The organism is Haloferax volcanii DS2, assembly GCF_000025685.1.
Lineage (GTDB): Archaea > Halobacteriota > Halobacteria > Halobacteriales > Haloferacaceae > Haloferax > Haloferax volcanii.
The window spans coordinates 377,772-394,611 of record NC_013967.1 but is presented as its reverse complement, the minus strand read 5'-3'; the positions used below and the strand labels follow the sequence as shown (position 1 = coordinate 394,611).

Annotated in this window: 24 protein-coding genes; 10 read left to right on the top strand and 14 right to left on the bottom strand. The window is 69.0% G+C overall.

All coding sequences use genetic code 11. The annotated features are described in order from the left end of the window. Window positions 1-30: 30 nt before the first annotated feature. Genes HVO_RS06835 through HVO_RS06825 form a run of 3 tightly spaced genes read right to left on the bottom strand, consistent with a single transcriptional unit; the run spans window position 31 to window position 1,430 of the window. On the bottom strand, window positions 31-627 hold the full coding sequence (locus HVO_RS06835; RefSeq protein ID WP_004044480.1) for a uracil-DNA glycosylase: 597 nt from the start codon (window positions 625-627) through the stop codon (window positions 31-33). A gap of 24 nt (window positions 628-651) precedes the next feature. After that, window positions 652-1,263 (bottom strand): endonuclease dU, encoded by a 612-nt coding sequence (locus HVO_RS06830; RefSeq protein ID WP_004044481.1) that lies wholly within the window; start codon window positions 1,261-1,263, stop codon window positions 652-654. Further along, complete coding sequence (locus HVO_RS06825) at window positions 1,260-1,430, bottom strand: DUF5786 family protein (RefSeq protein WP_004044482.1); 171 nt, start codon at window positions 1,428-1,430, stop codon at window positions 1,260-1,262. The genes HVO_RS06830 and HVO_RS06825 overlap by 4 nt, the downstream gene beginning before the upstream one ends. Before the next feature lie 129 nt (window positions 1,431-1,559). On the opposite strand from HVO_RS06825, the gene HVO_RS06820 reads away from it, so the two are divergent. Then, the gene (locus HVO_RS06820) at window positions 1,560-2,186 is read left to right on the top strand and encodes an MBL fold metallo-hydrolase (protein ID WP_004044483.1); all 627 of its coding nucleotides are present in this window, start codon (window positions 1,560-1,562) and stop codon (window positions 2,184-2,186) included. Between the two features lies 1 nt (window position 2,187). Then, complete coding sequence (locus HVO_RS06815) at window positions 2,188-2,568, top strand: hypothetical protein (protein ID WP_004044484.1); 381 nt, start codon at window positions 2,188-2,190, stop codon at window positions 2,566-2,568. Between the two features lie 15 nt (window positions 2,569-2,583). Here HVO_RS06815 and HVO_RS06810 read toward each other — a convergent pair whose 3' ends face one another. Both HVO_RS06810 and HVO_RS06805 read right to left on the bottom strand, forming a co-directional pair. Next, the gene (locus HVO_RS06810; RefSeq protein WP_004044485.1) at window positions 2,584-2,730 is read right to left on the bottom strand and encodes a 50S ribosomal protein L40e; all 147 of its coding nucleotides are present in this window, start codon (window positions 2,728-2,730) and stop codon (window positions 2,584-2,586) included. A 113-nt stretch (window positions 2,731-2,843) separates the two neighbouring features. Then, window positions 2,844-3,113, bottom strand: coding sequence for a thioredoxin family protein (locus tag HVO_RS06805; protein WP_013035354.1), 270 nt, complete (start codon window positions 3,111-3,113; stop codon window positions 2,844-2,846). 238 nt (window positions 3,114-3,351) lie between these two features. Between HVO_RS06805 and HVO_RS06800 the strand changes: the two genes are divergently transcribed. The 4 genes from HVO_RS06800 to HVO_RS06785 all read left to right on the top strand — a co-directional run bounded on the left by HVO_RS06800 (window position 3,352) and on the right by HVO_RS06785 (window position 6,049). After that, entirely contained in the window at window positions 3,352-3,516 is a 165-nt protein-coding gene (locus tag HVO_RS06800) for a preprotein translocase subunit Sec61beta (RefSeq protein WP_004044487.1), read from the top strand. A gap of 55 nt (window positions 3,517-3,571) precedes the next feature. Next, complete coding sequence (gene pdxT, locus HVO_RS06795) at window positions 3,572-4,180, top strand: pyridoxal 5'-phosphate synthase glutaminase subunit PdxT (protein ID WP_004044488.1); 609 nt, start codon at window positions 3,572-3,574, stop codon at window positions 4,178-4,180. Between the two features lie 78 nt (window positions 4,181-4,258). Continuing rightward, on the top strand, window positions 4,259-4,561 hold the full coding sequence (gene hisE, locus HVO_RS06790; protein WP_004044489.1) for a phosphoribosyl-ATP diphosphatase: 303 nt from the start codon (window positions 4,259-4,261) through the stop codon (window positions 4,559-4,561). Window positions 4,562-4,795: 234 nt separating this feature from the next. Further along, window positions 4,796-6,049 (top strand): MFS transporter, encoded by a 1,254-nt coding sequence (locus HVO_RS06785; protein WP_004044490.1) that lies wholly within the window; start codon window positions 4,796-4,798, stop codon window positions 6,047-6,049. A gap of 30 nt (window positions 6,050-6,079) precedes the next feature. Here HVO_RS06785 and npdG read toward each other — a convergent pair whose 3' ends face one another. The 4 genes from npdG to HVO_RS06765 all read right to left on the bottom strand — a co-directional run bounded on the left by npdG (window position 6,080) and on the right by HVO_RS06765 (window position 8,443). After that, a complete protein-coding gene (gene npdG / locus HVO_RS06780) occupies window positions 6,080-6,748 on the bottom strand; it encodes an NADPH-dependent F420 reductase (protein WP_004044491.1) in 669 nt (222 codons plus the stop codon). 91 nt (window positions 6,749-6,839) lie between these two features. Further along, entirely contained in the window at window positions 6,840-7,055 is a 216-nt protein-coding gene (locus HVO_RS06775; RefSeq protein ID WP_004044492.1) for a DUF7534 family protein, read from the bottom strand. Between the two features lie 49 nt (window positions 7,056-7,104). Continuing rightward, a complete protein-coding gene (locus tag HVO_RS06770; RefSeq protein WP_004044493.1) occupies window positions 7,105-7,959 on the bottom strand; it encodes a TIGR01548 family HAD-type hydrolase in 855 nt (284 codons plus the stop codon). 31 nt (window positions 7,960-7,990) lie between these two features. Then, window positions 7,991-8,443 (bottom strand): UPF0146 family protein, encoded by a 453-nt coding sequence (locus HVO_RS06765; RefSeq protein WP_004044494.1) that lies wholly within the window; start codon window positions 8,441-8,443, stop codon window positions 7,991-7,993. Window positions 8,444-8,482: 39 nt separating this feature from the next. On the opposite strand from HVO_RS06765, the gene HVO_RS06760 reads away from it, so the two are divergent. The 3 genes from HVO_RS06760 (at window position 8,483) to rtcA (ending at window position 10,594) form a co-directional block, all read left to right on the top strand. Then, window positions 8,483-9,004 carry an archaemetzincin family Zn-dependent metalloprotease gene (locus HVO_RS06760; RefSeq protein ID WP_004044495.1) on the top strand — a complete coding sequence of 174 codons (522 nt, stop codon included), beginning with the start codon at window positions 8,483-8,485 and terminating at the stop codon, window positions 9,002-9,004. 81 nt (window positions 9,005-9,085) lie between these two features. Continuing rightward, window positions 9,086-9,535, top strand: a complete 450-nt coding sequence (locus HVO_RS06755) for a universal stress protein (RefSeq protein ID WP_004044496.1) — start codon at window positions 9,086-9,088, stop codon at window positions 9,533-9,535. After that, window positions 9,536-10,594 (top strand): RNA 3'-terminal phosphate cyclase, encoded by a 1,059-nt coding sequence (gene rtcA, locus HVO_RS06750; RefSeq protein ID WP_004044497.1) that lies wholly within the window; start codon window positions 9,536-9,538, stop codon window positions 10,592-10,594. It abuts the gene before it with no gap. A gap of 24 nt (window positions 10,595-10,618) precedes the next feature. On the opposite strand, the gene HVO_RS06745 is transcribed toward rtcA, so the two are convergent. From HVO_RS06745 to HVO_RS06730, 4 genes are all read right to left on the bottom strand, one after another. Beyond that, window positions 10,619-11,101 carry a YbhB/YbcL family Raf kinase inhibitor-like protein gene (locus tag HVO_RS06745; RefSeq protein WP_013035599.1) on the bottom strand — a complete coding sequence of 161 codons (483 nt, stop codon included), beginning with the start codon at window positions 11,099-11,101 and terminating at the stop codon, window positions 10,619-10,621. A 54-nt stretch (window positions 11,102-11,155) separates the two neighbouring features. Then, complete coding sequence (locus HVO_RS06740) at window positions 11,156-12,097, bottom strand: VOC family protein (RefSeq protein ID WP_004044499.1); 942 nt, start codon at window positions 12,095-12,097, stop codon at window positions 11,156-11,158. A 136-nt stretch (window positions 12,098-12,233) separates the two neighbouring features. Continuing rightward, complete coding sequence (locus tag HVO_RS06735) at window positions 12,234-14,048, bottom strand: ribosome biogenesis/translation initiation ATPase RLI (protein WP_004044500.1); 1,815 nt, start codon at window positions 14,046-14,048, stop codon at window positions 12,234-12,236. Between the two features lie 2 nt (window positions 14,049-14,050). Then, window positions 14,051-14,365: an EMC6-like membrane protein gene (locus HVO_RS06730; protein ID WP_004044501.1), complete on the bottom strand. Its 315-nt coding sequence runs from the start codon at window positions 14,363-14,365 to the stop codon at window positions 14,051-14,053. Between the two features lie 124 nt (window positions 14,366-14,489). Between HVO_RS06730 and HVO_RS06725 the strand changes: the two genes are divergently transcribed. Beyond that, the gene (locus HVO_RS06725) at window positions 14,490-14,783 is read left to right on the top strand and encodes a MarR family transcriptional regulator (RefSeq protein ID WP_004044502.1); all 294 of its coding nucleotides are present in this window, start codon (window positions 14,490-14,492) and stop codon (window positions 14,781-14,783) included. A gap of 114 nt (window positions 14,784-14,897) precedes the next feature. Here the strand turns inward: HVO_RS06725 and HVO_RS06720 are convergent, their stop codons facing one another. Continuing rightward, window positions 14,898-16,778 (bottom strand): PINc/VapC family ATPase, encoded by a 1,881-nt coding sequence (locus HVO_RS06720; protein WP_004044503.1) that lies wholly within the window; start codon window positions 16,776-16,778, stop codon window positions 14,898-14,900. Window positions 16,779-16,840: the final 62 nt, after the last annotated feature.

Below are 16,840 nucleotides of genomic sequence, written 5' to 3'. Positions count from 1 at the left end.
TCGCCTCTTCGCCGGCCGCCCGCGCCGCGCTCAGAAGTCACCGAGACTGGCCTGTCCGTCCGCGGAGTCCGCGAGCCCCGAGAGGTCGGCGGCGCGCGCGATGGTCTCGAAGAAGCCCTCGCGTTGGCTCCGGTCGTACAGCGTCGCCGCGGGGTGGACGGAGAGGAGGACGCGGTAAGAGGCGTCCCCGACTCGGGCGTCCACGACCGACCCGGACTCGTTCGTGATGGCGACACCGCGGTCGAGCAGGTGCTGGGAGGGCACCTTTCCGAGCGTGACGACGAGTTCGGGGTCGACGAGTTCGAGTTCGCGGGCGAGGTAGCCCCGGCAGTTCGACAGTTCGTCGCTCGTCGGGTCGCGGTTGTCCGGCGGGCGGCACCGCACGCAGTTGGTGATGCGAACGTCGGCGCGGGCGAGGCCGGCCTCGCGGAGCGCGTCGTCCAACACGGAGCCGGAGCGACCCACGAACGGCTCGCCGCCCTCGTCTTCCTTCGCGCCCGGCGCTTCACCGAGGAAGAGCAGGTCGGCGTCGTCGGGGCCGACCCCGTTGACGATGCGACTCCGCGAGTCGACGAGTTCGGGGCATCGCTCACAGCCCGTCACGCAGAGGCCCTCCATGTGTTCCATACTCCGTTCGAGGGCGGGGACGGCTTAATCCCCGGCGAAGCGTCGCGCGGCGCGGGCCGCCATCCGGGCCACGCGAATCGGCTCGGGGCGGCCGCCGGTCGGGGTAAAGCCGCGGACGACTTGCGCGGCCTCGTCGCCGTCGCAGCCGGCGGCCCGGACGAACACCGTCTCCCCGTTCACCTCGACGGGTCGGCGGGGCGGAGCTGCGCGATACGTGGCGAGTCGTCGGTCGAGCGCCGCGCCCGAGAACTGCTCGGTGAGCGCGGGTTCGAGCCCCTCGCTCTCCTCGAAAGAGACTGAAAGGACCGGGCGGTCGAGGGCCGCGGCGAGGCGGTCGATGTCGACGAGGTTGAACCACGCCGGAGCGATGCCGGAGACGAGCAGGTAGCGTACGTCCTCGCGGTCGAGGGAGTCGTACAACGAGGCGATGGCGTCGGTCGCGTCGTCGCCGCCGACGGCGCACGTCTCGAAGGCGAGGCCGTCGACGACCCGGTCGGCGCGGACGACCGCGCCGCAGAGGACGCTCTCCGGAGACGGGTCTGTGGAAAAATGAGCGTCGTCAGCGTCGTCTGTGGGTGCGCGCGCCGCCCCGGGGGAGGATTCCGCGACCCCGAGGGCGCGAGACCCCGACTTCACTCGTCTTTAATCTCCTGGAGCCGGTCGAGGAGTTCGTCGTTGGACGCGCCGATTTCGAAATCGACCTCGCCCTCGTGTTTCTCCTCACTCGTCGTGACGCCGTCTTCCTCGTCGAAGTCGACGTTCTGGTCTCCTTGTTCGGACTCGTCGTAGCTCCCAAATCCCATACAGACATACGTACACGACCGAGCCCCAAAAAGGATTTGTCGCGTGAGCCCGACGTTCGGAGGCGATTCACGCGGCGAGGTGGCGCCGCACCCGCCCGACTTTTTCCGGTCGAGCGCGTACGCGGCGGTATGGAAGTCATCCCAGTCACCGCCGACGCCGAGACCTTCACCTGCAACGCCTACCTCGTCCTCGGCGAGCGAACCGTCCTCGTCGACGCCGGGACGATGTCGGGCGTCGAAGACGTCGTCGCAGAACACACCGACGACCTCGACGCCGTGGTCGTCACCCACCAGCACTCCGACCACGTCGGCGAACTCGGCGCGGTGGTCGAGCGGTTCGACCCCGACGTGTACGCCTACGCCGACCACCCGCTTCGGACCCACGAGCTCGGAGACGGCGACCACGTCGAGATGGGCGACGAGTCGTTCGAAGTGGTCTACACGCCGGGCCACGCCGACGACCACGTCTCGCTCGTGAGCGGGCGGTCGTTGTTTTCGGGCGACGTGTTCGTCTACAACGACGGCGCGTTCGACGACGGCAGTTTCGGCCGCACCGACATGCCGGGGCAGTCCCGCGAGCGCCTCATCAGCAGCCTGCACACGCTCCTCGACCGCCTTCCCTCGACCGTCGAGGCGCTGTACGCCGGCCACGGCGACCCCTTCGAGAACGAGGCCGGCGGCGACACCGTCCGCGACGCGCTCGAACGCGCAATCGAACGCGCGGAGCGGCGCGAGCCGAAGTACCCGGAGGCCTGAGATGGCGACCGACGCGGTCACGGAGCCGAGCGACGACCTGACGCGACTGCACTACGTCGGCGTCGCCCTCGCGGCCGTGACCGGCGTGATTCACCTCGTCCTCGGCGCGGGCGCGCTGGCCGCGAACCCCGCCGACCCGCTCGGCATCGCGTTCGTCGGGGCCGCCGGGGGGTTCGCGGCCGGTATCGTCGGCGTCCTCCGCGGCGACGAGCGCCGCCGCTCGCGGGTGGTGTTGCTCGGTATCCCCTTCACCGCCGGGCAGGTCGTCCTCTACGTCGCGCTGAACTGGCCGAATATCTTCGGCATCGGCGGCGTCGCGGACAAACTCGTCCAGCTCGCGCTGCTCGCGGTGCTGTTCGCGCTGTATCGGCGAGACGCCTGAGAGAAGCGTGCGGGCTTACGCGGCGCGGCGTTCCTTCGACTTGGGTCGAAGGTGCTTGTAACCGCACTTGCGGCACTGCTTTGCCTTCTGGGGGTTGCGCGCGTTGCACCGCATGCAAATCTGCTTCTCGAGCGTCCGCTTCGTCGCAGCGTCACTAGCCATGCATACGAGTCCCGCCGCCGGTCGTATAACGCTTGCGAGACACACCGCCGGCGCTCGCGGCGCGCTCGGCGTTCGTCCGGATGGGTCGGAAAACGCGGCGGTCCGCGGCGCGCTTACGCGCCGGCCTGGCTCAGCGCCGACTCGATGTCGTCGCGCTGGGTGACGCCCACGAAGCGGTCGACGATGCCGTCGTCGTCGTTCTCGACGATGAGCGTCGGAAGCGAGCGAACCTGATACTGGTTGGCCACGTCCTGCTCCTCGTCGACGTCGACCTTGACGAACTCGACGGTCTCGTAGTCGCCTTCGAGCTCGTCGAGAATCGGGTCCTGCGTCTTACAAGGGCCGCACCAGTCCGCGTAGAAGTCCAAGAGTCGAACAGTCATCGTATCCCGGCGCAACTTGCCCGCCCCGGCGCATAAGGATTACTCATGGGCCCGCGGCTCTCCGGTTGTGCGCCCGTCCAGTTCAGTCGAATTCCAGCCTTCTGAGCGTCGAGGGGGCCGTCAGCCGACTCGCAATCCGAGCGGATTCGCCGGCAAGTCGGGAGGCGTTCCGGCCGGGCGACCCCCGGGACCGGAGCGAGCCGAAACGTTTAGGCGGCGGACGCACGGACGGTGGAACATGAGCAAGGGCCAGAACAGCGGCGGTCTGATGTCGAGTGCGGGCCTCGTCCGCTACTTCGACGCGGAGGACCGCAACGCGATTCGAGTCAACCCCAAGACCATCTTCGCCGCGGGGGCGCTGTTCGGCATCGGCGTGCTGGTACTGAACTCGCTCGCGTTCTGAACCGCGCCGACCGCTGAACGGACGCTTTTTGTCCACGGCTTCCCGAGACCCGTCTATGACCACGCTACGCGCCGGTGTCGTCGCCGTGCAAGGCGACGTGTCCGAACACGCCGACGCCGTCGAGCGGGCCGCCGAGGCCCACGGCGTCGACGCCGAAATCGTCGAGATTCGAAGCGACGGCCTCGTCCCCGACTGCGACGTGTTACTCATGCCGGGCGGGGAGTCGACAACCATCTCCAGACTCCTCGAACGCGAGGGCATCGCCGACGAGATTCGCGCCCACGTCGAGGCTGAAAAGCCCGTCCTCGCCACTTGTGCCGGCCTCATCGTCGCCTCCCGCGACGCCAAGGACGACCGCGTGACGACGCTCGACCTCCTCGACGCGACGGTCGACCGCAACGCCTTCGGCCGGCAGGTCGACAGCTTCGAGGCCCCGCTGGACGTGGCCGGCCTCGACTCGCCGTTCCCCGCGGTGTTCATCCGCGCGCCCCTCATCGACGAGGTCGGTGAGGGCGTCGAGGTGCTCGCCGAGTGGGACGGCAACCCCGTCGCCGTCCGCGACGGCCCCGTCGTCGGCACGTCGTTCCACCCCGAGTTGACGCCCGACAGCCGCCTCCACGACCTCGCGTTCTTCGACGAACTGGCGGTCGAAATCGACGCCTGAGCGGCCGGCTAACTGGCTGAGTGACGGCCGCTCGCCGGAACCAGAGGGTCTTTTTCCGCGCCCGCCCGTCGTGCGACCATGGACGCCGACACCCCGACCGACGAGGTCTTGGACGAACTCTTTGCGACCATCGAGTCGCGCAAAGCCGACCTCCCCGAAGACTCCTACACGACGACGCTTTTCACCCACGAGAAAGGCGAGAACTACGTCCTCGAAAAGCTCGGCGAGGAGACGACGGAGACCATCCTCGCGGCCAAGGACGACGACGGCGAGGAACTGCTCTACGAGAGCGCCGACCTCGTCTACCACCTGCTCGTCCTGCTGTCGATGAAAGACGCCTCGCTCGACGACCTGCGCGACGAACTGAAAGCCCGCTTCTGAGACGGGGTCCCACGACCGCGACCGCGACCGCGACCGCGACGACGACGCCGGTAGTCGCTCGCCGCGCCGACGCCCGCAGTTCCCGGACGAGACGGCCCGATTGCAAAGCACCAAGAGCGTGCGTTTACGATAGCGCACCCTCTCGATGCACGCCCCTCGAACCCGCGACTCCCAGTCCGCTCCCGCGCACCCCACGCCCCACCGCGCCGCGCCCGCCACCCGAGGGTCGGCGGCGTGAGTCGGCTGTTCGGCGGCGACGAGCCGTCGGTCGAGTTCGTCGCGGGCAGCCTCATCGCGGGCGTCTTCTTCGGCGGCGTCGGCGCGGGCGTCGCCTTCCCGACGCTCCCGACGCTCGGCCCCATCATCGGCATCACGCCGTTCGTGGTCGGTCTCATCCTCTCGGCCAACCGGTTCACCCGGCTGGTCGTGAACACGCCCGCCGGGCAGATACTCGACCGGATGGGGACGCGCCGGCCGATGATAGCCGGCTTCGTCGTGCAGGGGCTGTCGCCGTTCGGCTACGTCCTCGGGCTGAACCCCGGGCCGATTCCGCTCGACAGCGCGACCGTCTTCCTCCTGTCGCGGGCCTGCTGGGGCGTCGGCTCGGCGTTCGTCTTCGTCGGCGCGTTCAGCACCATCACCCACGTCACCTCGGACGGAAACCGCGGGAAGTGGGTCGGCTACATGCGCGGCGGGCAGAGCCTCGGCTTCCCCGCGGGCCTCGTCGTCGGCGGCCTCGTCACCGACGCGTTCGGCTACGCCACCGCGTTCGCCGTCGCGGGGTACGCGGGGCTGTTCGCCGCCCTCGTCGCCATCTCCGTCCTCCCGGACGTGAAAACCGACGTGACGGCGGCGAGTTCGCTCCGCGAGGTGCCGCGGCTTGTCAGCGCCGACATCCGCATCTTCACCGTCGGCACCGTCAACTTCGCCGTCCGCTTTCTGTTTTCCGGCGTCCTCCTCTCGACGGCCGTGCTGTACGCGACGGCGAACGACATCTCGCTCGGCGGGCTGTCGGGGGCCGGCGTCAGCGGCGTCGTGATGGCCGTCGGCGTCGTCGCGTCGAGCGTCACGACGCTCGTCGTCGGCCGGTACTCCGACCGTCTGTCGAACCGCGCGGCGCTGACGCTCCCCGCGCTGGGCGTCCTCGCGGCCGGGTTCACCCTGCTGGCGCTCGTACCGACGCTCCCCTCGACGCTCGCGGGCGTGGCGCTCATCGGCGTCGGCGTCGGCGGGTCGAACCCGCCGCTTTTGGCCTATCTCGGAGACCTCAGCCCGGCCGACGACGTGGGCAAACTCGGCGGCGTCTACAACGTCTTCGGCGATTCGGGGTCGACGCTCGGCCCGCTCGTGGCCGTCCCGCTGGCCGAGGTGGTCGGCTTCCGCGTCGAGTACCTCGCCTGCGTCGCGCTCGTCGTCGTCGTCGGACTGCTCGTGGCGCGGACGCTCTACGGGGAGGCCGCGACGGTGCCGGGGTCGGAACTGTCGTGAAAAATGGCTTCGGGCGCGGGTCGGACGGCGCTACTTGAACCGGATGCCGAGGTCGTGTAGGCCGTCGTTGTTCCGCGCGACGTTGATGAGAAGCGGGGTGATACCCTCGATTTCGGGGGCGTTGGCGAGGCCGCCGCCGTCGAGCGCGCGGAGGCCGTCGATGCCCTCGGCGAGCAGGCGCACCGTCTCTTTGGCGTCCTCGTCGTCGGCGACGAGCAGCGTGTCGATGCCGAGGTCGGCGTCGAGGTCGGCCAGTCGGCCGGCCGCGAGGTTGTGGAACGCGCCGACGACCGGCACGTCGTCGGGGGCCGCGTCGGCGACGAGCGCCGTCACGCTCCCCGCCTTCGGCGGGTGGTAGTGGAAGCCGTCGTCGTCGCGCTTCATGCCCGCCGCGGGCGTGACGAGCACGTCGCCCTCGGACAGCGAGTCGGAAACGGCCTCGACGGTGTCGGAGACGTGGTACGGCGGCACGGCGAGGACGACCACGGAGGCGCGGTCGGCGGCCATCTCGTTCGTGAAGCCGTTTACCTTCACGTCGCGGCCGCGGCTGGAGAGTTCGGTCTCGTACTCGTCGGCCTTCGCGCGGGCCTTGTCGGGGTCGCGCGACCCGACGATGACCTCGTGGTCGGTGTGGTAGGCCCAGCGGAGGGCGAGGCCCTCGCCGATGTCGCCGGTCCCACCGAGGAGTGCGATTCGCATACACACACCTCCGGACCGAGCCGACCTAAAGGGTTGTGCGACCGGTGGGTTCTGCCTGTGTTCGCGGGCGGGCGGCGGCGGGTGGACGGCGCTATCGACCCCCGCCGTCGGACTCGACGAGCGCCTGCACCCGCTCGAAGCCGTCGCGGTAGACGAGCCACCACGCGACCACCGGGGCCAAAAGCAGGAGCGGCCCGACGAGGACCAACTGCGCGAACGGGTCCGGCGGGAGGAGGTACGTCCCGACGACGACCACGAGCGCGTCGAGCGCGAGCAGCGTGACGACGAAGGCGCGGAGGTGTCCCATCAGCGACCCTCCGGCGGCGAAACGGGAGTCTGAGTCGGCGTCTGAGCCATCAGTCGAGCAGGTCCGGAACCTCGTTCACGTCCTCGACGACGGCGGCCGCACCGATTTCGGAGAACTTCTGTCGGCCGTCGTCGCCGGTCAGGCCGCCCGAGAGGACGCCCACGCCGTAGTAGACGCGCTCGGGGTCGGCGGCGTCGGCGTTCAGCGCCGTCTTCACGTCGTCGAGGGTGTCGCCGACGAAGACGACCGAGTCGGCTCCGAGGCGCTCCGCGACCGTCACGAGCGCGGCCGGGTGGGGCTTGCCCTCCTCCCAGTCGTCCATCGTGAACCGGTGGTCGTCGGCCACGTCGAGGGCGACGCGGTCGAGCGCGATGTCGGCCTCGGCGGCGGGACGACCCGTGACGACGCCGAGTTCGCGGTCGCCGAGGGCGTCGAGCGTCTCCGGGCGGAGGAGCACCGGTTCGTCGTGGATGTAGCCGGGAGCCTCGAACGGCGGGTCGCCGTCTTCGAGGTCGCGGTACAGGTCGCTCCCGAGGTAGAGCGCCTGAAACGTCTCGCGGAGCGCCTCCGGGTCCCACTCGTCGAAGACGACGCTCGGCTCCGAGAGCAGGGCCTCGACGGTCGCCTTGGCGGCGTCGAGGCCGCCGCCGCGGGCCTCGATTTCGCCGGTGAACGCGGCGACCGACAGGTCGGCCTCGCGGGCGGCGAGGACGGACAGCGCCGCCGCGTAGGTGAGTTCCCAGTCGTTGTTGAAGCCGCCGGCGTCCTTGAACAGTTGGACCTCGTCGCGGGAGATGGTCGTGCCGTAGTGTCGGTCCACGGATTCGACGATGGCGCGCCGGTAGGAGTCGGCGACGTCGACGAGCACTCCGTCGATATCGAGGACGACAGCGTCCGCGTGCATACCGGAAGCCCGCGACGAGCGGGCAAGTGCCTTACTCTTGGGACCGACCGGGAGAGTCCCGCCGGGCGCGCTGGTCCCGTCGCCCGCGCTCGGCGACGTACAGGGTCTCGCCCGGAAGCGACTCGCGGGAGACCGGAACCGACGGCTCGTCGTAGCCGAGCGTGGTAAACAGGAAGTCGGCGTCGGCGCGGCGGGCGACCTCCGCGGCGGGGCGGTGGAGTTCGACGGGGACGTTCAGCGCGTAGACGACCTCGGCGGCGGCGTAGGGGCCGAGGTCGGCGGCGTCGGCGCGGGCGAACACGTCGTCGCGGACGAACGAGACGCCGTCGGGGACGGGGAAGTCGTGGACGTCGACGGCGACCACGTCGACCCCGCGGGCGGCGAGGGCGGCCGCCACCGACGGCTCCCGGCCGACCCCGACTTCGACCGCGCGGTCGTACCCCGACAACTGTCCGACGAGCGCGTCGCGCAGCGATTTTTTCACGTCGGGATATTTATGAAGCGTCCCCGCTTAATCCCTCGCATGCTCGTCGATATCGTGCCTATCGGGGATATTTCTGCGGCCGTCAAGCGGGAGGCATCCGCCGGACTCCGCTCCGTCTACGACTGCGACGTGACCGTGCAATCGAATCAGGCGATACCCGAGGGCGCGTTCGACCGGAGCCGAAACCAGTACCGGGCCGAGCAGTTCATCGAGCTGGCGAGCCGCATCGGGCGCGGCGAGAAGAACATCGGCATCACCGAAAAAGACCTCTACTACCGCCGCCGAAACTACGTCTTCGGCCTCGCGTACCTCAACGGCAACGGCTCCGTCATCTCCACGTACCGTCTCCAAACCACCAGCGACGGCGGCATCACGAACAAACCCGCCGAGGAGGTGCTGTCCGACCGCGTGCGAAAAGAGGTCGTCCACGAAATCGGCCACACCCTCGGCCTCGAACACTGCGACAACAACAAGTGCGTCATGTCCTTCTCGCCGACGGTCCGAGAGGTCGACGTGAAAGAAGAGAACCTCTGTGGCACTTGCAGTCGGCTCGTCCACTAGCGCCCGAACGCGAGTCCCGCCCGTCTCGTCTCGCTCCGTCTCGACTCACCCCTTTTCTCGTCTCGGCACCTGTATTCAGGTATGAACTTCGTCGTTGCAGTAGACGGCTCTGCGGCCGCCGACAGAGCGCTCGACCACGCGCTTTCGATGCTCGAACCGCTGGGTGCGACGGTCACAATCGTCCACGCGGTCGAACCGCAGGTCCTCGTCGAAGGCGGCGAGGGGCCGGTCGCGGGCGTCGCGGGGACGGGCGACCGCATCGTCGCCGAGAGCCTCGAAGACGCGGAGTCGCGCGCCGAACGCGTCCTCAACGCGGCCGCCGAACGCGCCGCCGACGCCGGCGTCGACGCGGCCACGGAACTCCTCTACGGCGACCCCGTCGAGGCGATTCCGACCTACGCCGACGAGGCGGACGCGGACGGCATCTTCGTCGGCCACCGCGGCCTCTCGAAGCGCTACGAGGGGCTGGTCGGCAGCGTCGCCAAGGAACTGGTCGAACGGGCGTCCTGCCCCGTCACCGTCGTCCGCTGAATGCGACGACTGGACGGCCGAAACGGCGGCGGTCAACCCCTGCGAACCGCCCTCGCGCTCTCGCTCGTCACCGGCGAATCGTTCGAGATGACGAACGTCCGCGGGAACCGCTCGACGCCCGGACTGAAGGCCCAGCACGTCGCCTGCGTCTCGGTCGCGGCGGCCGTCTCGAACGCCGCGGTCGAGGGCGGCGAGGTCGGCTCCTCGACGCTCCGCTTTTCGCCCGACCGCGTCCGAACCGACCCCGTCGAGGTCGCCGTCGGCACGGCCGGGAGCGCGACGCTCGTCTGTGAGACGGTGCTCCCGGCGGCCGTCGCCCTCGACGACCCGCTTTCGCTCACCGTCACCGGCGGCACCGACGTTCGGTGGTCGCCGCCGGCCGACTACCACCGGCACGTGAAGCGCCCGTTGTGTTCGAGGTTCGGCGTCGAGTTCGGCGTCTCGGTGCCCCGCCGCGGCTTCTACCCGGCCGGCGGCGGCAGGCTTTCGCTCCGCATCGAACCGGCCGAGCCGACCCCGCTGGCGCTGGACCGCCGCGCGGACCCCGACGAACTCCGGGTCTATTCGGTCGAAAGCGGCTCGCTCGCGGCCGCCGCGGTGGCCGAACGGCAGGTCGAAGGCGTCCGCGACGCGCTCGCCGAAGCGGGCGTCGACCTCCCGGTTCGCGCCGCGGTCTCGTCGGTCGAAAGCGACTCGCCCGGGTCGGTCGTGGTCGCCGTCGCGCGGGGAGAGGATGACGAGCGCGCCGGCGACGGCTCCGAGTCGGTCGTCGCCGGCTTCGACGCCTACGGCGAGCGCGGCACGCCGGCCGAGGCGGTCGGGTCGCGGGCGGCCGCGTCGTTCCTCGACTGGCTCGGCGGCGACGCGCCCGTGGACCGACACATGGCCGACCAGCTGCTCGTCTGGGTCGCGCTCGCCGGGGGTCGCCTGCGGATTCCCGCCGTCACGGACCACGTGCGGACGAACCTCGACGTGATTCGAGCCTTCGGCTACGACGTGACGCTTCTGGTGGGCGACGACGGCGACGGCGCGGTCGTGGAGTCCGATGGCGGCCGGTGAGCGAGGGACCCGTTTTCGGCCGGGTCAGAGCGCGTAGCTCCCGGCCAGTTTCGTCTCGGCGACGACGTGTCCCGCGATGGCGCGCTTCAGGTCGGCCTTCGTCGCGCCCGCGTCGAGGTCGAGGGGTGCATCGAGCGCGTACAGCAGGAACCGGTAGGTGTGCTCGCCGTCCGGCGGGTTCGGGCCGCCGTAGCCCCGCTCGCCGTAGCTGTTCGTTCCCTCGACCGCGCCCGGTGGCGTCTCGCCCGCCGCGATGGCGTCCGTCTCGGGGGCGACGTTCCAGACGAACCAGTGGTCCCACACCTCGCCCGCGGGTTTCACCGCGTCGGGGTCGTCCATCACGAGGGCGAGCGAGGCGGTCCCGGGTGGCACGCCGCCGATGCGGAGCGGCGGACTCTCGTTTGCGGCCGCGTAGCCGTGGGGGCGGGGTATCGGGCATCCGTCGTCGAACGCCGGGCTCCGGGGGGTGAGCCCGCGACGGCGCTCGCTCGAATCGCTCGCTATCATACCGTCGCGTTGGGCGACCAGCGACAAAATTATTCGTTCGGGAAACCCGACGCGTCAGCGGCTGCGAACGACGCGAACGCCGATTCCGTCGGGGTCGGAGAGGACGAGCGACTCGGTCGCGGTTGACGCGTCGGCCGCGTCAGTCGCGTCGCCGTCGCCGGACCCGGACTCGTCGGACCCGTCCTGTTCGATCTCGTGGCCGGCGTCGACCAGCGACTCGCGGACCGCGTCGAGCGTCGCGGCGTCGGGGACGACGATTTCGAACCACTCGATGCCGCGGCTCCCGCCGGCCGGGGCGCTTCGGGTATTCCAGCTGTTCAGGCCGACGTGGTGGTGGTACTCGCCGGCGGCGACGAACGCCGCGCCGGGGTAACCCTCGTCGCGGACGCGCATACCGAGCGCGTCGACGTAGAAATCCCGCGAACGAGGGACGTTCGTGACTTCGAGGTGGACGTGGCCGAGGTCGGTGCCGGCGGGCGCGACCTCGTCGCCGGCGGCGTCGTCGGCGAGCGCACCGAGGTCCAGCGGGAGCGTGTCCATCGACACCCGGCGGTCGTCGGTCCACGGCCACTCCTCGCGCGGGCGGTCGCGGTAGACCTCGACGCCGTTGCCCTCCGGGTCGCGGAAGTACAGCGCCTCGCTGACGAGGTGGTCGGACGCGCCGGAGAGCGTCGCACCCGTGTCGCTGGCGCGGGTTCGGGCGCGGGCGAGCACGTCACCGAGCGCGCCGCGGTCGGGCACGCGAACCGCGAGGTGGAACAGCCCGGCCTCCCGGCGACCGCGCTCGGGGGCGTCGGAGTCCTCGTCGAGGACGACGACGGGCGTCTCGCCGGCCGAGAGCACCGCCCGCGACCCGTCGCGTTCGCGCTCGACCGCGAGGCCGACCACGTCGCGGTAGAACGGGACGACGCGGTCGAGCGAGCCGACGCGGAGCGCGACCCGATCGAGGTGGGTGTCGTCCGTGAGCGAGCCGTCGGATGGGGAATCGTTCGTCATACCCCCGTCTTCGAGCGTGGCCGTGAAAACGTCCGTAGTAACATCGGAGTCACTCGCGGCGCGGCGTGTAACCGGGGGCCAGTAGGTGCGAAAAAGGACCGAAGCGTGACGGAAACGCGAACGGGCGACCGGGTCGCTACTCGGCGTAGTAGTACTCGCCGGCGCGCTTCTGCTCGCGGTCGAGTTGCGAGTCGGGCTTGTTGATGCGCGGGCGCTGGGTGCGCTCGTCGCGGCGGAACGTGATGTCGAGGTCCGACAGGAAGTCGTTCATGCCGTCGCGCATCTCCTGCGGTTTCGAGGCGTGGCCCTCGATGGACGGCTCGCCGTCGAACACCATCAGGCGGTCCGCGAGCAGGTCCATCATGTAGATGTCGTGGTCGATGACCATGACCGTCGCGTCGTGATTCTCAGCGTAGCGGCGGATGGCCGAGGTGGCCTGCACGCGCTGTTCGACGTCGAGGTGGGCCGACGGCTCGTCGAGCAGGTAGAGGTCGGCGTCCTGCGAGAGACACGCCGCGATGGCGACGCGCTGGCGCTCGCCACCGGAGAGGTCGGTGAGGTTGCGCTCCATGATGCGGTTGAGCTGGAGCGGGTTCGCGATTTCGGTGTTCCAGTACGACGAACCGAACTGGTCGGTGATGGACGAGAGGAACGCGTCGACCCGCATCGGCTGGTCGATTTCGATGTACTGCGGCTTGTAGGAGATGTCGAGCGCGAAGTCGAGGTCGCCCGCGTCGGGCGTCAGGTCGCCCGTAAACAGCTGTGCGAGCGTCGACTTCCCGATACCGTTCGGGCCGACGACGCCGAGCACTTCGCCGTTGTAGATGGTGCCGGATTCGACTTCGAGCGAGAACTCGCCGTCGCCGTAGGACTTGGCGAGGTCGGGGTACTCGACGAGGGGTTCGGCCTTCGTCGTCTCCCGCGGCGCGTGTTCCTCGAAGGTGATGGCCTCCGGGCGGATGCGCATGTTCTCGTTCGAGAGGTAGCCCTTCAGATACTCGTTGATGCCGTTTCGGACCGACTTGGGGTCGGTGATGACACCGTACGCGCCGGGCTCACCGTAGGCGACGTGGAGCGTGTCGGCGAGCAGGTCGAGGATGGCGAGGTCGTGTTCGACCACGAGCACCGCGCGGTCTTCGTCCTCCGCGAGTTCGCGGATGAGCCGCGCGGCGGTGACGCGCTGGCCGATGTCGAGGTACGGCGAAATCTCGTCGAGGAAGTAGAAGTCGCGGTCGCGGGCGAGCGTCGCCGCGAGGGCGACTCGCTGGAGTTCGCCGCCGGAGAGCGTCTCGATGTCGTTGTCGACGACGGGCCCGATGTCGAGGCGGTCGATGTAGGAGTCGAGCGCGCCGCGCTCGTCGGTCGCTTCGAGGAGTTCGCGCGCCGTCCCGTCGAACTGCTTGGGAATCTGGTCGACGTACTGCGGCTTGCGCGCGATGGAGACCTCGCCGTCGCGGACCTGCTCGACGTAGTTCTGGAGTTCGGTCCCGCGGAAGCGGTCGAGGACGGCCTCCCACGTCGGGTCGTCGTCGTAGTTGCCGAGGTTGGGGACCATCTCGCCCGCGAGGGCGCGGACGGCGGTCGTCTTCCCGATACCGTTCGGGCCGAGGATGCCCGTGACCGAGCCGGCCTCGGGGACCGGAAGCCCGTACAGCGAGAAGGCGTTCTCGCCGTAGCGGTGGGTCGGCTCCTCGTCGAGCTCCGACGGGAGGTTGATGATTTCGATTGCATCGAAGGGGCATTTCTCGACGCAGATGCCGCAGGTCTCGCCGAGACAGATTTCCTCGGAGATGCGCACCTGGTCGGGGCCGCCCTGCTCGGCGTCCTCGCCGCGGAGCGTGATGCACTCTTTGCCCGTCCGGTTCGGCGGACAGAAGTTCGAGCACTCGTAGCTACAACGGTCCGGGGAACACCGGTCCAAGTCGACGACGGCGATACTATCGTCGGCCATCGTTAGAGCTGAACACCCGAAGTCAGCAGGATGGCGAACGTGATGAACCAGAGCGCGAAGGTCATGAACACCACGTAGAGGTAGTCCTTCGCGCCGAACCCGTTGACGTCGACGCCGACGACGCGAAGCACGGGGAACTGAATGAGGACGAGCGCCCCGAGGATACCCACGGCCAACTGATTGGTCGCGGCCTCGGGACTCGTCCCCACCACAGCACCCGAAACCACCGCGGCGGCGATGCCGGCGAGGCAGGCGAGTGTCGTGACCGTCACTCCGCGAATGTGACTGGAGAGTCCGGTCTGCGTTTCCGTGGCCATGTGTTCCCGTGCGATATCCGGCGTCAAAAGGCGTTCGTTCCTCCCGCCGCCCCGCGGATAAAGCGTTGTCGGCCGGTCGCAGGCCAACAAGGTTTATGCTGGTAGCGCGTTTCGATTCGTAACGATGGCTGGAACAGAAGAGGAGAGTCTCGACGACCTCCCACCGAGTGCGAAGCTTGTTTTCAAAGTGCTCGAATACAACGGTCCGCTCACCCAGAAAGGCATCGTCGAAGAGTCGATGCTCTCGGCGCGAACTGTTCGCTACGCGCTCGAACGACTGGAGGGAATCGGTATCGTCGACGAGGACGTCTACTTCGCCGACGCCCGACAGAACCTCTATCAGTTGACCGATCTCGCGCCGCAGCAGGCGCAGGCCAAAGCCGACGGCGGCAAGGAAAAGGCCTGCTGCGCCGAATAATCAGAACCGCCGCGGAACCACCGCACGCTTCGCAGTCGGTGTCGTAAGAGACCAGTTGCGACGTGTCGACCCGGTCGAACTCCGACCGACGAAAACGACGATTCGGCCGTTCTGTTAGGCCGGAACGACCGTAATCTGCTGTTTTCTGTCGATTGCGTTCTCCAGTTCCTCGGCGATGGCGCTGCCGCGGGAGACCTGAATGTCGCCGCCGCGACCGACCGTCGCCGTGAACAGGTACTCCCCGTCGGCGCGGACCTCGACCGTCTCACCGACGTGGCCGTCCATCCGAACGACGACGTGCCGCGAGGTGACCTCGGGCGTCACGACGACGCCCTCGTCGGCCCCGCCCGCGGAGGCTGACGCGCCGGACTGTCCGCCGGCGTTCGCGCCCGCGTGCTGCCCCGACGACGAGGGCTTCTCGTCGTGGGTCCGCACGTCGATGTCGATTCCGAGTCGGTCTTCCACGTCCGAGATGCGGCCGCCGCCCTTCCCGATGACGTAGGAGATGTCGTCTTCCTCGACGTAGACGACCGCCCGGTTCTGTCCCTGCAAGTCGACGTCGACGTGGCCGCGGGCGATGGAGCGAATCTCGCGTTCGATCTCCTGTTTCGCAAGCCGGGAGACGCCGCTTTCTTTCTCTTCTCCGCCCTCGCCGAGCGGGACGGTGACGACCTGCCGGTTGAACGTGTAAATCTCGTACTCCGGCGTGCCGCTCTCGAAGTCCCGAATCTGGATGACCGGGCGGGCGAGGTCCTCCGCGAAGAGGCCCTCGGGCACCTTGACCTCGGTGCGCACGTCGTACACCGTGTGGACCTCGCCGTCTTCGATGTAGACGACGGTGTCGACGACCTGCGGGATCATGCCGAGTTCGACCCTGCCGACGAGGCGCTGGAGCGCGTCGATGGCGCGGGTGGCGTGGACGACGCCGACCATGCCGACGCCCGCCAGACGCATGTCGGAGAACACCGAGAAGTCCTCGGTCTTTCTGACCTCGTCGTAGATGGTGTAGTCGGGGCGGACGAGCAGCAGCGAGTCGGCCGTCTTCGCCATATCGCCGCCGAGGGCGGTGTATTGGGTGATGTCGGGACCGACCTGCAGGTCGCGCGGCTTCTCCATCGTCTTGACTGCGTAGTCGCTGTCGTTGAGGAACTCGGCGACCGCCTGCGCGAACGTGGACTTCCCGGCACCGGGCGACCCGGCGATGAGGACGCCGCGCTGGCGCTCGGCGAGTCGGTCGCGGAGTTCGTCGGCGAACTCGTAGTCGTCGAGTTCGGTCTTGACGATGGGCCGGACGGCGGTGATTTCGATGCCGTCGGCGAACGGCGGGCGGGCGACCGCGATGCGGTAGTCGCGGAACTGGACGATGTCCATGCCCGGTTCGGAGAGTTCGACGAAGCCGTCGGTGGCGGCGCGAGCGGAGTTGACGATGTCGTCGGCCCACTCCTTCATCGTCGCCTCGTCGGTCGGCTCGTCGGCGATGGGCTGGTAGTGCATCTCGCCGACCGCGCCGCGTTTGGCCTTCGGGCGGGTGTCGGTCTTGAGGTGGACCGACATCGTCTGGTCGTCGAAGAAGCGCTCGATGATGAGCCCGCCGGAGCCGCGGACCGCGGCCTCGACGTACTCGACCGAGACGCCCTTCGCCTTCGCCACTTCGGCCTGCACCACGTCGCTCGTCAGGAGCGTCGCCGACCGCTCGGTGGCGATGTCGCGGATGAGCGCGTCGATGTCGCCCTCGCCGGCACCTTTCGTCTCGCCCGAACTCGGGCGACGGCCGACGTAGTTGAGGTCGATGACGCCGTCGTCGGCGAACTCTGCGAGGCGCTGGAGCTCCGAAAGGCCCTCCCAGCCCGTGTCACGGCCGTCGTTGGCCTGCGATTCGAGTTCGCTGACGACCGCCTCGGGGACGAGTACGTCGGCACCCTCGTAGGTGCCGTCGTCGACTCGCTCGGACACGCGACCGTCGATGACCGCGCTCGTGTCCGGCACTATCTTCATGCGCGTGAGTTTGGGCGGGTGACGGATAAGGTTGTAGATAAAAGCGGTGACACCGCCGGCGG

What these genes read in the sequence shown, in the direction of transcription:
- HVO_RS06835 (WP_004044480.1), bottom strand. Translation starts at nt 627, where the DNA reads ATGGAACACATGGAGGGCCTCTGCGTGACGGGCTGTGAGCGATGCCCC.
- HVO_RS06825 (WP_004044482.1), bottom strand. Translation starts at nt 1,430, where the DNA reads ATGGGATTTGGGAGCTACGACGAGTCCGAACAAGGAGACCAGAACGTC.
- HVO_RS06820 (WP_004044483.1), top strand. Translation starts at nt 1,560, where the DNA reads ATGGAAGTCATCCCAGTCACCGCCGACGCCGAGACCTTCACCTGCAAC.
- HVO_RS06815 (WP_004044484.1), top strand. Translation starts at nt 2,188, where the DNA reads ATGGCGACCGACGCGGTCACGGAGCCGAGCGACGACCTGACGCGACTG.
- HVO_RS06810 (WP_004044485.1), bottom strand. Translation starts at nt 2,730, where the DNA reads ATGGCTAGTGACGCTGCGACGAAGCGGACGCTCGAGAAGCAGATTTGC.
- HVO_RS06805 (WP_013035354.1), bottom strand. Translation starts at nt 3,113, where the DNA reads ATGACTGTTCGACTCTTGGACTTCTACGCGGACTGGTGCGGCCCTTGT.
- HVO_RS06800 (WP_004044487.1), top strand. Translation starts at nt 3,352, where the DNA reads ATGAGCAAGGGCCAGAACAGCGGCGGTCTGATGTCGAGTGCGGGCCTC.
- pdxT (WP_004044488.1), top strand. Translation starts at nt 3,572, where the DNA reads ATGACCACGCTACGCGCCGGTGTCGTCGCCGTGCAAGGCGACGTGTCC.
- hisE (WP_004044489.1), top strand. Translation starts at nt 4,259, where the DNA reads ATGGACGCCGACACCCCGACCGACGAGGTCTTGGACGAACTCTTTGCG.
- npdG (WP_004044491.1), bottom strand. Translation starts at nt 6,748, where the DNA reads ATGCGAATCGCACTCCTCGGTGGGACCGGCGACATCGGCGAGGGCCTC.
- HVO_RS06775 (WP_004044492.1), bottom strand. Translation starts at nt 7,055, where the DNA reads ATGGGACACCTCCGCGCCTTCGTCGTCACGCTGCTCGCGCTCGACGCG.
- HVO_RS06770 (WP_004044493.1), bottom strand. Translation starts at nt 7,959, where the DNA reads ATGCACGCGGACGCTGTCGTCCTCGATATCGACGGAGTGCTCGTCGAC.
- HVO_RS06760 (WP_004044495.1), top strand. Translation starts at nt 8,483, where the DNA reads ATGCTCGTCGATATCGTGCCTATCGGGGATATTTCTGCGGCCGTCAAG.
- HVO_RS06755 (WP_004044496.1), top strand. Translation starts at nt 9,086, where the DNA reads ATGAACTTCGTCGTTGCAGTAGACGGCTCTGCGGCCGCCGACAGAGCG.
- rtcA (WP_004044497.1), top strand. Translation starts at nt 9,536, where the DNA reads ATGCGACGACTGGACGGCCGAAACGGCGGCGGTCAACCCCTGCGAACC.
- HVO_RS06745 (WP_013035599.1), bottom strand. Translation starts at nt 11,101, where the DNA reads ATGATAGCGAGCGATTCGAGCGAGCGCCGTCGCGGGCTCACCCCCCGG.
- HVO_RS06740 (WP_004044499.1), bottom strand. Translation starts at nt 12,097, where the DNA reads ATGACGAACGATTCCCCATCCGACGGCTCGCTCACGGACGACACCCAC.
- HVO_RS06735 (WP_004044500.1), bottom strand. Translation starts at nt 14,048, where the DNA reads ATGGCCGACGATAGTATCGCCGTCGTCGACTTGGACCGGTGTTCCCCG.
- HVO_RS06730 (WP_004044501.1), bottom strand. Translation starts at nt 14,365, where the DNA reads ATGGCCACGGAAACGCAGACCGGACTCTCCAGTCACATTCGCGGAGTG.
- HVO_RS06725 (WP_004044502.1), top strand. Translation starts at nt 14,490, where the DNA reads ATGGCTGGAACAGAAGAGGAGAGTCTCGACGACCTCCCACCGAGTGCG.
- HVO_RS06720 (WP_004044503.1), bottom strand. Translation starts at nt 16,778, where the DNA reads ATGAAGATAGTGCCGGACACGAGCGCGGTCATCGACGGTCGCGTGTCC.